Source organism: Pseudomonas maioricensis (genome assembly GCF_022790535.1).
GTDB classification, from domain to species: domain Bacteria; phylum Pseudomonadota; class Gammaproteobacteria; order Pseudomonadales; family Pseudomonadaceae; genus Aquipseudomonas; species Aquipseudomonas maioricensis.
In genome coordinates this window covers 228292-243911 of the sequence record NZ_LOHG01000011.1, presented here as the reverse complement: position 1 = coordinate 243911, position 15620 = coordinate 228292, and the positions used below count along the sequence as shown (strand labels likewise).

Here is a 15620-nt window from a genome sequence, read left to right as displayed (position 1 = left end):
CCCACGGTTCAGAATCTGCGGGCGGATACACCGAGCGACAGCGAGGTGCCAAGTGGTGGGGCAAGAGCGTTTTGGTTACTTTTGCGCTCCATCAAAAGTGACGCGCTGTAAAAGCGCAACCAATACGAGCCGTTACTGAAAAACCGATATGTACACAAAGTGATGAATTACGGTCTTAAGACTAAAACTCAACGCATCTGAGGTATGCCAACCATAAATTTTCCGCCAATTTTTGGCCCAACTTGTGCACTAATTTCAAAGTCGCGACTCTGATACCTGTAAGCAGTTGTTACCAGGATGAGCGACAGAGCATGACGCTCGCTCCAGACCGGGTTACACCGCTGGATGGTTTCCTTTCGGACCTGCATAGGTTGGATCGCCCGATGGTACGTCTTTGTGCACTATTGCTGGTGTGCCTGACCCAAAGCCTGATTTCAGTGCAGGCTCAGGCTGACGACACCTGGAGTGTCGGCTACCACCGCCTCAGCTTCCCTGATCCGCTCGACTCCCAGCCAATGCAGGCAATCGCGTTCTACCCCTCTACAGCCGTTGAGCAATCCAGCAACATTCAGGGCTACACCGTAGACGCAGGGCTTGAAGCTCCCATAGCGCTGGGCCGTTTTCCTCTCGTGCTGCTGTCCCACGGCAACACCGGAACCCCACTGGCGCTGCATGACCTGGCCACCTCGCTGGCGAGACAAGGCTTCGTCGTCGTGGCAGTCATCCACCCTGGCGACAACACCATCGACCACAGCAGGCTGGGCAGCGTCAGCAATTTGTACGGGCGCCCCCTGCAAATCTCCGAAGCGATCACCAGTGCGCTGCTCGACCCGGCGCTGGCGCCTTACATCAGTGCTGACCAGGTCGGGGTCATTGGCTACTCGGCAGGAGGCGAAACCGCCCTGATCCTTGCCGGTGCGCAGCCAGATCTACAGCGACTGAAAAACTACTGCACTGAGCGCCCGGACGATCGGGACGCCTGCAAAACCGGGGGCGAGTTGCTGCTGGATCGCGACGATCTGCATCCTCAGGCTGATCCGCGAGTGGGCGCGCTGATGTTGATGGCGCCACTGACGTTGATGTTTGGCCGCCATACGCTGGCAGACGTACATGTCCCGGTGTTGTTGTATAGCGGTGACGGGGATGAGCTTCTCGCGGTGGATCAGAATGCCGAAGCGTTGGCGCGTAAATTACCGCAGACGCCGGAGTACAAGCTGTTGGCCGGGGCGGGGCATTTCGTGTTCATGGCTCCGTGCAGCGATGAGCTACGCGCGACAGCGCCTGTGATGTGCAATGACCGCGAGGGCGTCGACCGGGAGGATATCCATCGCAACCTCAGTGCAGAGGCCGTGCGTTTCTTCGAGGAAGCGTTGGGCATGCCTGAATTGCGCAACAGCGGTTTGCAGACTGCCCATCAAGAACCTTGATTGGATTGGCCTGGCGGTGATTCGCCTGCGCCCGTGAGCCTTAACCCGGCTCTGCCACCAGCGTCCGCAGATAGTCCGCAAAACCGCCTGCGGCACGTGCTTCAAGTCGCGTGCTGGTGGTGACTCTAGGGCGGCAACTCCAGGCGATGCGGGCACCGCTCAGTTCCAGTTGACGAATCAAATGCACGTCCTCGTGACAGGCCAGCGGTGGGAAGCCGCCCGCCAGTCGATATGCGGCTGCACTGATGCCCAGATTAGCGCCATGCACGTGCCGATGGCCGTCACGATGTTGATAGCCCTGCTGATAGCGAATCTGCGCCTCAAGCGGAATGTTGTCCTGCCATATGCCCGGCGTCACGGTACCGCACACGGCGTCGGCGTCCAGGGCCAGTTGCTCCACCAGCCAGTCTTCGGCGACGGTGCTGTCGCCATCGGTACAGGCAATCCAGCGGGCACCTTGTTCAAGTAACACTGCGGCTCCGGCGGCGCGTGCCTGGCCGACGTTGCGGACGCTGACCTCAACGGTCTGGACGTTGTACTGCTGCGCAATCACAGAAGATTCATCCGTGCAGCTGTCGAGCACCACCAGGACGACCACTTGCTCGGCGGCCAGTGCAGGATGCTCTCCCGCCTTTAATACGGTTTGCAGGCATTGCCCAAGCAGTTGATCTTCATTGTGAACCGGGATGAGTACGCCAATCATCGTAGCTTTTCCTTTTCTGCGACTGATGTCCCATCACGACTCCATACCTCCAGAAGAAAGTCTGTTTCGTGATGGCTGACAAGCCGGGTCATGTCCAGACGGTCTGCAAGAATTGCGTGAACCTTTTGCGCATCAAGCGGGCAACCTTCGATAGCTGGCCGCCAATGACAGGCCAGCACTTGACCGTCTTCTGTCAGGGAAGCCAGGGCATGATCGATCCAGCGATTCAGATCGGTTTCATCCAGGTAATAACCCAGTTCGCTGAACACGATCAGATCGAAACGTGCCGTCGGCCATTGCTGAGGCAGGCGAGCGTGCATGACCTGCACATGGTTGAACGCTGCGAGCCGCTGACGTGCGAGTTCAACCGCTGAGAGGTTGGTGTCGCAGACCAGCAACCGGTCGCAACGGGTGGCGAGATCGGCGCTGAGTTCACCATTGGCGCACCCGGGCTCGAACACCGACACATAACGCTCGCGGGGGAGGGCGGCGAGGGTTAGCGCCCTTTTACGACGTTCATACCAGCGGAGCTTGAACGCCCACGGGTCATCGCTTTGCTGGAAAAGCTGTTCGAAATAGCGGTCATCGACACTCACAGGAATACCACCTCGAAAGGCTGCATCAAACGCTCCAGGACATCAGCCGCCAGAACCGGCTCCAGGCCGATGTGCGGATCACCTTCGAGCTGACTGGCGAAGGCGTGGGCGGCGTGGCGTTTGCGGGCGATGGTCTGTGGGTCCAGCGGGATCTTGTGTGCCCGTTCCCAAGGCAATCGATCATCTTCAGGGGATGCCCAATGCCAGGCCCAGACAGGCACCTCGTGCAGGCGTGCGCCGACAGAATGGGCGGCCCTTGCGCTGGCGCGACCTACCGCTTCATGGTCAGCATGGCCATCATTTGCCCAGGTCGTGAACACCACATCAGTGGGCTGCAGGTAGCGGGCGATGAAGGCCGTCAGTTGATCTTCCTGCTGAGCGACGGTGGTATCCGCAAAGCCGCCCCGGATCCACTTCAGGCTGTGCATGGGCAGATCCAGACGGCGTAACGCTTCAGCGCTTTCTTGCGGGCGAACCACGCTCAACCTCTCGGCCGGCCAGGTTGCCGAGCCGGGATGGCTGGCGCTGCCGTCAGTCACTGAAATCAGCTTCAGCGGTCGCCCCAGTTGTGCCAGTTGATGCATCAGGCCACCACAACCGAGTACTTCGTCATCCGGATGGGGCGCGATAATCACCGCCCGGGAATTGACCGGGACCAGTTCACCTGCGCTGATTAATGGCAGCCCGGCCAGTTTCTTTGAGCCATTCCAGGCCTGTAGAGACGTGCCTCTGCCAACAATAGGGTTGTCTTTGCTCATAGTTGCCACATCCTTGATGGCGCAGGTAATGCTTGCGTAGTGGTCAGATCTGCAAGCGCTGCCAGGTCGCGCTCGGCATGGCTCTGACGCAGGAAAACCGGAAGGTCGGCGATCAGTCGGGCAAAGTGCGCATCCTTGCAGTAAGGACCTGCACCCAGTGCGTGGCCGACATGCAAAATGACTTGCTCTGCACTGTGTTCTATTACCGCCCGGCTACGACGTGCCAAAAGCTGCGCGTCCGAGGTCGGTGACTGATTAATGGTCTGGGCCGCATGCTGCAGAGTCGTCCATGCGCTGTAGAGTGCGACGTCCACAGCGCCCAGATGGGCCATGGCATGAGGCTCGGGGGATTTGCAGGCCTGCGTTAACAGGCGCTGCGCCAAGGCTCGGGAAGCGCCATACCAGCACGCGGCAATACCGATGCCGCCCTGCCAGAAACCGGGTCTGGCCAGATAATCCCCGGGCTTGCCGACGGCCACTCCTTCAGCGCGGCTGAATTCCACCCCGACACTGCCTGTGGCGCCCATTCCCACGGCGCGCCAACCTTCCTGAGTAATATTGACCCCGGACTGCTTGAGGTCGACGGCGACCAACTGCTGTTGGCCATCTTCATCCCAAGCCGTCATCAATGCATGGCTGAGTACCGCTGCGCCCGAGCACCAGGCTTTACGGCCGTTGACGTGCAGCACGTCGCCCTTGCGCTGCAGATTGACGCGAGCCTGGGGCGGCTCAGCCGCCCACATGCCCCAACTGGTTCCTGCTTGCGGAGCGCCAGCGCCGACTTCCTGCATGATGGCCAACGCGTCGGTATGGCCCTCATACAGTTTGCACAGCCCCAGATCATGCCCGGCAACACACGCCAACGCCTGCCAACGCTCAAGTATCTGGCCGCTGGTAGGTGAGGGCAGTTGGTCCAGCCCTTCGTCGATCAACGCCTGCAAGCACTCACCCAACGCGCGCGTATCGGCATAGCCGTGCTTGCGCCAGCCAAGGAACTCACTCAGCGCCTGGCTCATGGCTGTTCATCGTGCTGCAATTCAAACAGCAGCAGTGAGCGGGCGGTGATGGTGTAGTGCTCACCAAAACCAAATTGCTCATTGGCTTTCATGTCGGGCTGATTGGTATCAATCAGGCAGGTCCAGTGTGCGCCTTCCGGAACTTGCGGCAGGGTGAAGTTGACCCCGTCGTGGTGCGAGTTGACGGCCAGCAGCAACGTTGCATCGGCCCCCGGACGACGAATACCGGTCTCTTGAGCCCGGCCGTCCATCAGCATGCCCAGGCAACGTCCGTGAGCGTCTTCCCACTGCTCGATGCCCATCTCGTTGCCATCCGGAGACAACCAGGTGACGTCCTTGACGCCGATCTCTTCGTTGTAATCGCCCACCAGGAAGCGGCTGCGACGCAGAATCGGGTAGGTCTGACGAAGTTTGATCAGGCGTTTGACGAACTTGAGCAACGACTTGCCATCTTCGTCCAGGTCCCAGTTGACCCAGCCAATCTCACTGTCCTGGCAATAGGCATTGTTATTGCCGTGTTGGGTGCGTGCGAACTCGTCACCCGCCACAACCATCGGCGTGCCTTGTGCCAGCAACAGGGTGGCGAAGAAGTTACGCATCTGACGCAGGCGCAATTCGTTGATTTGCGGATCGTCAGTCGGGCCTTCGACGCCGTGGTTCCAGGACAGATTGTTGTTGCTGCCGTCCTGATTGTTCTCGTCGTTGGCTTCGTTGTGCTTGTCGTTGTAGGAGACAAGGTCGTGCAGAGTAAAACCGTCATGTGCAGTGATGAAATTGACCGACGCCTGGGGTCTGCGACCACGCTGGTTGAACATGTTGCCCGACGCGGTCATGCGCCCGGCAAAATCCGCCAACTGGCCTTCATCGCCTTTCCAGAACGCACGAACGGTGTCACGGAATTTGTCGTTCCATTCCATCCAGCCCGGTGGGAAACCACCCACTTGATAGCCGCCTGGACCACAGTCCCAAGGCTCGGCGATCAGTTTCACCTGACGCAGCACCGGATCCTGACGGCAGGCCACAAGGAAGCTGTGACGCTCGTCGAAGCCATCGTGGTAACGGCCTAGAATGGTCGCCAGGTCGAAGCGGAAGCCGTCGACGTGCATTTCCGAGGCCCAGTAACGCAGGGAGTCGGTGACCATTTGCAGTACGCAAGGGTGGCTCAGGTCGAGGGTGTTACCCGTCCCGGAATCGTTGATGTAGAAACGTTTGTCATCGGGCATCAAGCGGTAGTACGAGGCGTTGTCGATACCCCGCATGGAAAGGGTCGGACCAAGCTCGTTGCCTTCTGCGGTGTGGTTGTAAACCACGTCGAGAATCACTTCCAGGCCGGCATGGTGCATGTGCGCGACCATTTCCTTGAACTCGGCAATTTTACCGTGCGCGAGGTAACGCGGATCTGGGGCAAAAAACGCGATGCTATTGTAGCCCCAATAGTTGGTCATGCCTTTTTGCAGCAAATGCTGATCGTTGACGAACGCATGAATCGGCAACAGCTCGACGGAGGTCACACCCAGCTTGCGAATGTGGTCGATCACGTCGGCTACCATCAACCCGGAAAAGGTGCCTTTGAATTCATCAGGCACCGAAGGATGACGCATGGTGAAACCGCGAGTGTGGGTTTCATACAGGATGGTCTTGTCCCATGGCACGCTGACTCGCTGATCGCGGCCCCAGGTATAGGCCGGGTCGATGACTTTGCTCTTGGGGACGAATGGGGCACTGTCGCGTTCGTCAAAGCTCAGGTCGCCATCCGGGTGACCGATGGTGTAACCGAACAGCGCTTCGGACCATTTCAGTTCGCCCACCAATTGCTTGGCGTACGGGTCGATCAGCAGTTTGTTGTGGTTGAAGCGATGGCCGTTCTGCGGGTCGTAAGGACCGTAGACACGGTAGCCGTAAATCAGCCCTGGGTGAGCGTCAGGCAAGTAACCGTGATAGATCTCATCGGTGTATTCCGGCAATTCGATACGTTCAAGTTCAACTTCGCCGCTGGCGTCAAACAGGCACAGCTCAACTTTGGTGGCGTTAGCCGAGAAGATCGCGAAGTTGACACCGAGGCCGTCCCAACTGGCGCCCAGCGGGAAGGGAAGACCTTCGCGAATACGGGAAACGCTGGCTTCGACCTGTTTAGCCTGTGCGGATGCACTTTTCTGACTTTCTTTTTTTGCGTTTTTGGACTGCGTGTTCATTGTGCGTTCCTGACGGCTGGTGTTTTTTCGGGGCGGCCGAGACCGCAGTCGAAGCAAAGGCGCTTCAACAAGTCGAAGTAATAAGTCTGGATTACCGCAGGTCACAGTCGATGCGACGGTGATCCCTGCGGTACGGGGTTCAAGCAGCGTCCTGGAGGAATCAGGGCGCGGGTGGTTTACCTGGTTTTTTGGGTGATGACTTTGCTGCAGGTTTAGCTGGCGCTGTCTTGGCTGCTGGCTTGGCGGCAGGTTTCGCAGGTTGTTCGGCCTGGGTAGCTGCTGGTTTGCTTTTGGCAGGAGTCGGCTTCGCCGCAGGTTTGGCAGCAGGCTTCACCGCAGACTTGTCCGCAGCTTTAGGTGCTGGCTTTGGAGCAGATTTAGCCGCTGGCGGTTTAGCCTTGCTGGCGGCAGGTTTCGGATCCTTAGCCCCGTCAACCTTGGGCAACTTCGGCTTTGCAGCCTTGCGTGCCGTGGACTTGTCGGGTGCCAACGCTTCGGCTTCAGCCAGTTTGCGAGCCATTTCCCAATGGCGTGCATCCTGGCCCGAAGGTTTCCCTTCGGACTCCCATATCTGATACGCAAACTCGCGAATTCGCTTTTCGTCGGCACTCATCTCGACACTCCCCAATTACTTAGACTGAATAAACAGATTTACAGAAAATTCCTCGAGTGCTGCGCTGAGCAGCAACTCCTTGTCTGTTGTGACTACGGCGTCTGAAAAAAGTCCCTTCCAACTTCGATTTGCCTCCGCGAACGGTAGAACGACCCGCGTGTCCCCCCAGTTTTCAGCATTGATGAATGGAGTTTGGGCTGTACCCAATAGTTCATTGCACAAACGTGGCACAACAACGATAGCCTGTTCTGCGTCAAGAACACGGGCAAACGCCATCACCTGCTCAGCGTGATCACCGACCACCTGCAGCGGCACATACTCTCCGCGACTGAACAGCGCAGAGTGTCTGGCCCGCAGGTCAAGCACTTGATGGATCAGTGCCTGCTTGATCTGGCCATTCTGCCAGGAGACCAGCAGGTCGCTGACGGTGGATGTCTGTTTCAATGTTCGTTGGCGGGCCGCGTAGTCAACAGGGCGGCGGTTATCTGGATCCACCAGGCTGAAATCCCAGTACTCGGTGCCCTGATACAAATCAGGTACACCGGGCGCTGTCATACGAAGCAAGGTTTGCGCCAGGCTGTTCAGCGCGCCGGTGGTGGCAATGCGATTGGCCGTGGCTCCCAACGACTGACGCAGCGCCAGACCTTGAGGGCTAAGCAAAATACTTTGCAGGAACTCACGGCAGGATCGCTCATACGGTTCGTTGGCCGCACTCCAGCTGCTTTGCAGTTTGGCTTCGCGCAGCGCTTTTTCTTGCCATTTGACGAGGCGCTCAGCGTAGCTCTCGAATGCATCTTCCTGCATGTCCAGCGGCCAGCTGCCGAGCATCGCCTGATACAGCATCAGCTCATCCCCCGGACTGATGGGGTTTTCTTCGCCCTTGAGCGGGATCGCCAACTGGCGCCAACGTTCTACCTGTTCGGCATACCATCCTGCACATTCGCTGAGCACCGCCAGACGTGTACGGGTGTCTTCGCCACGTTTGTGGTCGTGGGTTGCGGTGGTCAGCAGGTTGTCCGGGAAGGCTTCGCTGCGAGCGATACAGGCGTCATGGAACGCCTGAACCGGCGCACTGAAATGCTGCGGATGAAACCCGACATCGTTGCGCGACAGCAGCACCGCACTGCGATAGAACGAGGTGTCTTCCACCGATTTGGCAGCTACCGGGGAGGTCAGTTGCTGGAAGCGCACGCAAGCGTTTTTGTTGAGCTTGCGTTGTTTGCCTCGTGGCAATGTGCGCCACGGTTCGCCGCCCAACCAGCGCTGCAGGTAATCCAGCACTGGCCAGTCACCTTCACTCAGCATGCCACGCGCACCTTCCATTGCCTGCTGGAAGAAGCGCTCGTCTTCGGCAGAGCGTCCACAGACACTGATGTAGGTTCGATAGATCGGGAAATTCACCACCAGTGCAAGCAGGGCCCGGCGAATCGCACCCAGAGTAAGGTCCCGGCTCATCAGGTCGCTACGGGCTACTTGCAGCAAAGACTGGGCGACGTTTTCAAAGTCGCCTGCCAGCGTGCCGTGCAGTACCAGATCGCGCGCTTCGAGCACTTCCTGATCGAAGTCGGCGGTACGTTCGCTGATGCGGCTCCAGAGTTCCGCCAGGGGTTCCTGGCCTTTCGGATCGTGCTGCAACAACGACACCTGGTTCATGAACTCATAACCGGTGGTGCCATCGACGCCCCAGTCTTCGCGCAGTGATTCATCAGGTCCGAGAATCTTTTCGACGAAGATCGGCAGATGCTCCAGCTCAGCGCCCGCCGGACGGGCGGCGAGCAGGCCGTTAACCCGTCGACGTAATTTACGGCAGTACCCGCGAGGGTCTGCCAGGCCGTCGATGTGGTCGATACGCAGGCCGTCCACCAGGCCTTCGCTGATCAGCTCGAAGATTTTGCCGTGAGTCGCCTCGAACACGTTAGGCCGCTCGACCCGCAAGCCGCCCAGTTCGTTGATGTCGAAGAAACGCCGCCAGTTGATGTCATCGCCCGCAGTCCGCCAACTCGCGAGGCGATAATGCTGGGCCTCCAGCAGGCGGTGCAGGCGGTCAAAGCCCTCAGGCTGACGTGAATCGTAGCGCTGCAATGCTTGGTCAATGACCTTGGCAATCGACTTGTCTTTGACCAGCTCTACGAGCTCGGCACGAGCCTGCCTGGCGCGTTCCCACGCCTGGGGGAACTGATCAAGCGCTGAGAAACGCTTGCTCAGTTCATCCAGCAATGGATTCTCGTCGGACTCAAGCAGCGGGCCGTAGGTGCCGGGGTTGATCGGGAAGTGGTGTTGATAGTGCTCGATGTAGAACACGCCATGCTCGGGGTCGAAACACAACGGGATTTCCCCGGCTTGCAACACCGTCCCGTAATCGGTGCTGAGAAAAGGCAGCAGCAGCTGGCCTTTCAGCAGCGGATCCGGTGAGTGCCACTGGATATCGAAGAAATCCGCATAAGGGCTGCGGCGTCCCCATTCCAGCAGATCAAGCCACCACGGGTTGTCGGCGCCGCCGACGGCCATGTGGTTGGACACGATGTCCAGAATCAGGCCCATGCCCTTTTCGCGCAGGGCTCCGACCAGCCGGCGCAGCGCGGGTTCGCCACCCAGTTCCGGGTTGATCACGCGTGGGTCCACAACGTCGTAGCCATGCATGGAACCAGCCCGAGCCTTGAGCAACGGCGACGCATAGATATGGCTGATGCCGAGACTGGCGAAGTAGGGCACCAGCGCTACTGCGTCATCCAGGGTGAAATCTTTGTGAAATTGCAGGCGCTGTGTGGCCCGCAGGGTATCCAGACGGGGGCTCATTGGTCACGCTCCGCAGCCTGCAGGCGAGCCTGAGAAAGCAGTTCAACGCGTCGAGCCACGGCTTCATGATCCATAAGTGTCGCGCTTTTTCCGGGAATACGTCTGCGCCAGTTCGGGTGTTGCGGAGTATCACCGGGCAGGTTGAATTGTTCGGTCAGGCCCATGGCGTCTTCCATCGGCAAAAGCACCAGAGGTGCCCGGGTGTGGCCGATGTAGCGGATGCTGGCGTCGATCATTTGTTCTGCATCCGGACGTCCGTCGCTGAAATTAGTAGAGTTCTGGCTCAGCACCTGACGCAGCCCGTCGCGTTCGCGCATCCGCTCTTCTCGCCAGTGTTGCGCCTGCTGCTCGTCGACCATGCCGAGGCGCAGGTTCCAGGCAATATCGTTTTCAGCCAGCCATCCCGCCAGTGTCGGCAGATCATGGGTGCTGGTGGTGGCGAGCGCCTGATCGGACCAATCGAGAATCGGCTTGAAGTGCGCGTTGTGTTGTTCGAACAGCAGCACTCGCATGCCCAGGATTGCCCGGGCCGCCAGTTTTTCATGCAGACCTGGAGGGACCGTACCCAAGTCTTCGCCGAGAACGATTGCTTTGTGACGCCACGATTCGAGGCTTAGCAGGCGGAGCATGTCGTCGAGCGGATAATTCAGGTACGCGCCTTCACTGGCGGGGGAACCCAACGGCACCACCCAGAGGCGCTGCAAGCCCATGATGTGGTCAATGCGCAGGCCTCCCGCATGAGCGAAGTTAGCCCGCAGCATTTCGATAAAAGCGCGAAAGCCATTGCGTTTGAGGCCTTCGGGCGAGAACGCAGAAATCCCCCAGCTCTGGCCTGCACGATTGAGAATGTCTGGCGGTGCGCCGACGCTGAGCGCCGAGAGTAATTCATCCTGGCGGCTCCAGGCCTGGCTACCCGCACCATCAGCGCCAACGGCCAGGTCGGCGATCAGGCCAACGCTCATACCACTGCTGCGAGCGGCGGTCTGCGCTCGTTCCAGCCCGCGGGCCATCAGCCATTGGGTAAAGGCATAGAAGCCGATTTGCTCGCTGTGGTTGGCTGCGAAGCGGGCAATCGCCTCACTGCGCGGATTCTTGAATTCTTCTGACCATTCATGCCAGTTGTCGCTCATGCCCAGACGTGGACATTCATCACGAATGGCTTCGAAGCGACAATGGTTTTCAAGGGCTTCGCCGCCGTTGTGGCGGAAGCTGTTGAAGTCTTCATGCAATGGGTGATCACTGCCGCTAAAAGCGTCATACAGCTTGCGCAGTACTTTCCACTTGGCGCTGGCCGCAGCAGGCCAATCAATCAACGGCAACTCTTCAAGGCGTTTTAGCTCATCGCCCAGGCCTGATTCATCGATAGCCATGCGCAAGGCGCGCTCGCCCAGAATCGTGCCTGGCGAGGAGTACAGGCTGTTGAGAAACAATCGGCTCGACGGTGAATAGGGGCTGTAACGGTGTGGGTCATTGGCAAACATCGCGTGCACCGGGCTGATCGCCAGCGCGTCGGCACCGCGCTCACCGGCCGCACGGGCCAGACTTTCGAGTGCCTGCGTATCCCCAAAGCCACCGTCACCTTCGCGACGCAAACCATACAACTGCACCGTCAGGCCCCATGCGCGAGCGACCCGGCTGTCTTTCGCCTGGGCCAGGCTGAAGCAGCTTGCAGGTGCTACGGCAATCGTCAGGTGCTGACCAGCGATGTTCAGTTGTTGATAGCCGACCGGAGCCAGACCGGGCAGGGCGGCATTGGCGGTCAGGTTGGCGTCGATGGTTGCACCGTCTTCCAGATGCAGCACGAACGGCGTGCCGGGTTCGAACCAGGCGCTCAAGTCGAGGTTGCTGCCATGGTCTACGGTCAGCAGTGGCGGCGGTGTCGGCTGGTGATGAGCGTTTTTCAGGCGCTGCAGGCTGGCGTCGATCTGCAGGTTGTCATCAGCCGCAAAGCCCAGGCAGCCCAGTACTTTACTCAGGACTTCGGGGCTGACGCGTTGCGCGCGACCGTTTGCATCAATCCAGTCGACCGATAAGCCTGCTTCGGTCGCCAGGTTCTCCAATTGCTCATTGCTCATCCTGTTCCTCCAGAACATCGGTTGCTATCAGGCTGACAATGGCCGTGTATGGATTGAGGATGCCTCGTCGGGAAAGTTCTGCCGCATGTGGCAGGGTTTCAAAAAGAACATTGCCGCCTTTCCATTCGGGAGCGGTAACCGCATGTTCTGTCAGGTTGAGGTCGATACGCAGGACTGCGCCGTCGCCCATTTGCCAGCGAGCGGAAACCGCACCTTCGCTTAGCACCTCTGCGCCCAAGGCATGACTGCCGGGCAAACGCGGCACGATTTGCTGGTGACGGATTGCCAGCAGTTGGCGATAGAGTTCAAGCCAGCTTTGGTGATCGCTGCCCTTATCGGTTTCCAGGTATACCGCGTCAAACGCCGGTCTGGACGCTTCGAATGTCGCCGGGTCATTCGGGTCCGGGATGTGGTCGCGTTTTTCTTCGTCAGCAAACGCCGCGAAGTCGGCAAACTCGCCACGCCGCCCCTCGCGCACGGCATCAGCCAATTCGCCGTGGTGATCGGTGAAGAACAGAAACGGTTCGCTGGCAGCCCACTCATCGCCCATGAACATCAGGGGGATCATGGGGGAGAGGAGCCATAACGCGGTGGCCGCACGTAACGCAGGGCCGTGACAGATTTGCGGCAGGCGTTCGCCAAAGGCACGGTTGCCGATCTGGTCATGGTTCTGCAGGAATAATACGAAAGCACTGGGTGGCAGATGACTGCTGGACTCACCACGGGTGTGGCCGTGCCGGGTGGGTTCGCCCTGATAGACAAAGCCCTGACTCAGCAAGCGGGCCAGCTTGTCAGTGGCCTGATGGGCGAAGTCCGAATAGTACGCGTCCGTCTCGCCAGTCAACAGCACGTGCAACGTGTTGTGCCCGTCGTCGTTCCATTGCGCGTCATAGCCTTGTTCGAGCAGGCTGGCCTGATTGAACTCGTTTTCGAGGTTCAGCCAAACGTGCCTTGGAGCATCGATCTGCTCACGTATCTTGTGGGCAAACTCCTGGAGAAACGTCGCGTCATTGATGGCGTGCACGGCGTCCATGCGCAGGCCGTCGAATCGATACTCCAGCAGCCACATCAACGCATTGTCGATAAAGAAGTCGCGTACTTCACGACGCCGGAAGTCGATGGCATCGCCCCATGGCGTCTTCACGTCATTACGGAAGAAGCCTTTGGCGTAGCGGCCCAGATAATTGCCGTCGGGGCCGAAATGGTTGTAAACGACGTCAAGAATCACCATCAGGCCGTGACCGTGCGCGGTATCGATCAGGTGTTTGAGTTGCTCCGGCGTACCGTAAGAGGATTGCGGCGCATAAGGCAAAACACCGTCGTATCCCCAGTTGCGTGTGCCGGGGAACTGCGCAATCGGCATGAGCTCGATGGCGGTCACACCCAGTTCGGCGAGACGTTCCAGATGGGCTTCTACCCCCGCATAGCCGCCCAGCGCACCCACATGAAGCTCATAAATGACCGCTTCATGCCAGGGACGTCCCTGCCAGCCGGTGTTTTGCCATTCGTAGGCGAGAGGGTCGACCACCACGCTGTGCGAATGGACGTCCGAGGATTGAGCGCGGGAGGCGGGATCGGGGACTTCAAGCTCCCCGTCGATGTTGTAGCGGTATCGAGTGCCCGCTGGGCAGCGGGCCTCGAGAATGAACCATCCTTCGTTCTGGGGGAGCATGGCCAGAGACTGGCCACCCTCAAGTTCAACACTGACGTAGTAGGCGTCGGGCGCCCAGAGGGCAAACCGCGTATAGCCAGAATCCAGCAAGACGGCGCCGTGGCGCCAGCTCTCGTCCGTACGCAAAGGCATCCGTTATTCCTTGGTCAATAGTGAAGAGCAGTACCCACATTCTTTTTCAGCAGGTCCTGATAGAGCTCTGCATAAGGCTCTACCGCTTGGTGCCAGTTGAAAGGTGCTGCCATTGCCCGGCAACGCATGGCGTTGATCAGTGCAGGGTTGGAGAACACCTTGAAGGCACGGTTCAATGCTTCGGTGTAGCTTTCGACGGTTGACTCGTCGAACAGGAAACCAGTGACGCCATCTTCAATGGTGTCAGCCAGACCGCCGGTGTTGCGGGCGACCGGTAGCGAACCGAAACGCTGCGCATACATCTGGCTCAGCCCGCATGGCTCGTAACGTGAAGGCATCAGCAAGAAGTCACTGCCAGCGAACATGCGACGGGCGTCGGTCTCGTTGAAGCCGATACGCACGCCAATCTGACCAGGGAAGCGTTCCGCCAGGGCGCGCATGGCATCCTCTTCTTCAGGCTCGCCACGACCAATAATTGCGATCTGGCCACCGTTGTTGACGATGTGCTCGGCGACGCCGATGGTGAGGTCCAGGCCCTTCTGATAAACCAGTCGCGAAACGACGGCGAACAGCGGGCCGGTAGACGGCTCCAGCTCGAACAACTCACGGACGTGATCAGCATTGATCTCCTTGCGCTGCCATTCGTTGGGCGCAAAGTGGCAAATCAAATGCTCGTCAGTTGCCGCATCCCAGCTGGCGTCGATGCCATTCGGGATACCACTGAGCTGGCCGCGATTGGCTTTGTGCTGAAGGAAGCCTTCCAGGCCGCAACCGAATTCAGGCGTGGTAATTTCTTTGGCGTAAGTGGCGCTGACCGTGGTGATATGGCTGGAGTAGGCCATGCCGGCTTTGATGAACGAGAGCTTGCCGTAAAACTCCATACCGTCTGCGCTGAGCGCTTCATCCGGAATGCCCAGCTCGCGGCTGGACGCTGTGCTCACGGTGCCTTGATAAGCCAGGTTATGGATGGTGAAGATGGTTGGCGTCGTCTGCCCGCGCCACTTCATGTAGGCAGGAGCCAGACCCGCTGGCCAGTCGTGGGCATGAACCAGCTCAGGACACCATTGGGTTTTTACCGCACCCGCAGCGAATTCTGCAGCAGCCAGACCCAGGCGGGCGAAGCGAATATGGTTGTCGGACCAGTCACGTCCCTGATTGTCCGCATAAGGCGTCCCTTCGCGCTCATACAGTTCAGGGCAAATCAGCACATAAATCACCAGGCCGTCTTTCATGTCCATACGGCCGATCTTGCAGGGTGGCAGGGCAGCATGACCGCCCAACTGACTGATCACATGGATCGGGTTGCCACTATTCAGCACTTGCGGGTAGCCGGGAATCAGCACTCGGACGTCGTGCAGGTGACGCATGGCTCGCGGCAGTGCAGCAGAAACATCACCAAGACCACCGGTTTTCACCAGGTCAGCCAGCTCGGAAGTGACAAACAAGACTTTGCGTCTGTTGCTTGCCACTATTGTTGGCTGTGAAACGGCAGGTAGCTGCAGCTGTGGAACGCTCGTCGTAGCGAAGACCGGCAGATGAGTCAGCTCGCTGGCCGGCTGATTAAAACTCTCTCCCTTCTGGGTTTTGACAGCGGCGCTAATCATCGATTTCTCCCATTCAATACAGTGTTGGTACTGCAT

The 15620-nt window shown here is 58.9% G+C and carries 11 protein-coding genes; 1 reads left to right on the top strand and 10 read right to left on the bottom strand.

The window, feature by feature from the left end; genetic code table 11:
- The first annotated feature begins 383 nt into the window (after positions 1–383).
- Entirely contained in the window at positions 384–1427 is a 1044-nt protein-coding gene (locus tag AUC61_RS18480; RefSeq protein WP_243247633.1) for an alpha/beta hydrolase family protein, read from the top strand.
- A gap of 40 nt (positions 1428–1467) precedes the next feature.
- On the opposite strand, the gene AUC61_RS18475 is transcribed toward AUC61_RS18480, so the two are convergent.
- The 10 genes from AUC61_RS18475 to glgA form a co-directional block, all read right to left on the bottom strand.
- Complete coding sequence (locus AUC61_RS18475) at positions 1468–2130, bottom strand: glycosyltransferase family 2 protein (RefSeq protein WP_243247622.1); 663 nt, start codon at positions 2128–2130, stop codon at positions 1468–1470.
- Positions 2127–2726 carry an SAM-dependent methyltransferase gene (locus AUC61_RS18470; protein WP_243247621.1) on the bottom strand — a complete coding sequence of 200 codons (600 nt, stop codon included), beginning with the start codon at positions 2724–2726 and terminating at the stop codon, positions 2127–2129. The genes AUC61_RS18475 and AUC61_RS18470 overlap by 4 nt, the downstream gene beginning before the upstream one ends.
- The gene (locus tag AUC61_RS18465; RefSeq protein WP_243247620.1) at positions 2723–3484 is read right to left on the bottom strand and encodes a PIG-L deacetylase family protein; all 762 of its coding nucleotides are present in this window, start codon (positions 3482–3484) and stop codon (positions 2723–2725) included. Before AUC61_RS18465 ends, AUC61_RS18470 begins: the two co-directional genes overlap by 4 nt.
- The gene (locus AUC61_RS18460; RefSeq protein WP_243247619.1) at positions 3481–4500 is read right to left on the bottom strand and encodes an acyl-CoA dehydrogenase family protein; all 1020 of its coding nucleotides are present in this window, start codon (positions 4498–4500) and stop codon (positions 3481–3483) included. The genes AUC61_RS18465 and AUC61_RS18460 overlap by 4 nt, the downstream gene beginning before the upstream one ends.
- Complete coding sequence (glgX, locus tag AUC61_RS18455) at positions 4497–6692, bottom strand: glycogen debranching protein GlgX (protein WP_243247618.1); 2196 nt, start codon at positions 6690–6692, stop codon at positions 4497–4499. The genes AUC61_RS18460 and glgX overlap by 4 nt, the downstream gene beginning before the upstream one ends.
- A 160-nt stretch (positions 6693–6852) precedes the next feature.
- Positions 6853–7305, bottom strand: coding sequence for a DUF2934 domain-containing protein (locus AUC61_RS18450; RefSeq protein ID WP_243247617.1), 453 nt, complete (start codon positions 7303–7305; stop codon positions 6853–6855).
- A 15-nt stretch (positions 7306–7320) separates the two neighbouring features.
- Complete coding sequence (locus AUC61_RS18445; RefSeq protein ID WP_243247616.1) at positions 7321–10101, bottom strand: malto-oligosyltrehalose synthase; 2781 nt, start codon at positions 10099–10101, stop codon at positions 7321–7323.
- Positions 10098–12176: a 4-alpha-glucanotransferase gene (gene malQ / locus AUC61_RS18440; RefSeq protein WP_243247615.1), complete on the bottom strand. Its 2079-nt coding sequence runs from the start codon at positions 12174–12176 to the stop codon at positions 10098–10100. The genes AUC61_RS18445 and malQ overlap by 4 nt, the downstream gene beginning before the upstream one ends.
- Positions 12166–13980 carry a malto-oligosyltrehalose trehalohydrolase gene (gene treZ, locus AUC61_RS18435; protein ID WP_243247614.1) on the bottom strand — a complete coding sequence of 605 codons (1815 nt, stop codon included), beginning with the start codon at positions 13978–13980 and terminating at the stop codon, positions 12166–12168. The genes malQ and treZ overlap by 11 nt, the downstream gene beginning before the upstream one ends.
- A 14-nt stretch (positions 13981–13994) precedes the next feature.
- The gene (gene glgA / locus AUC61_RS18430; protein WP_243247613.1) at positions 13995–15584 is read right to left on the bottom strand and encodes a glycogen synthase GlgA; all 1590 of its coding nucleotides are present in this window, start codon (positions 15582–15584) and stop codon (positions 13995–13997) included.
- Positions 15585–15620: the final 36 nt, after the last annotated feature.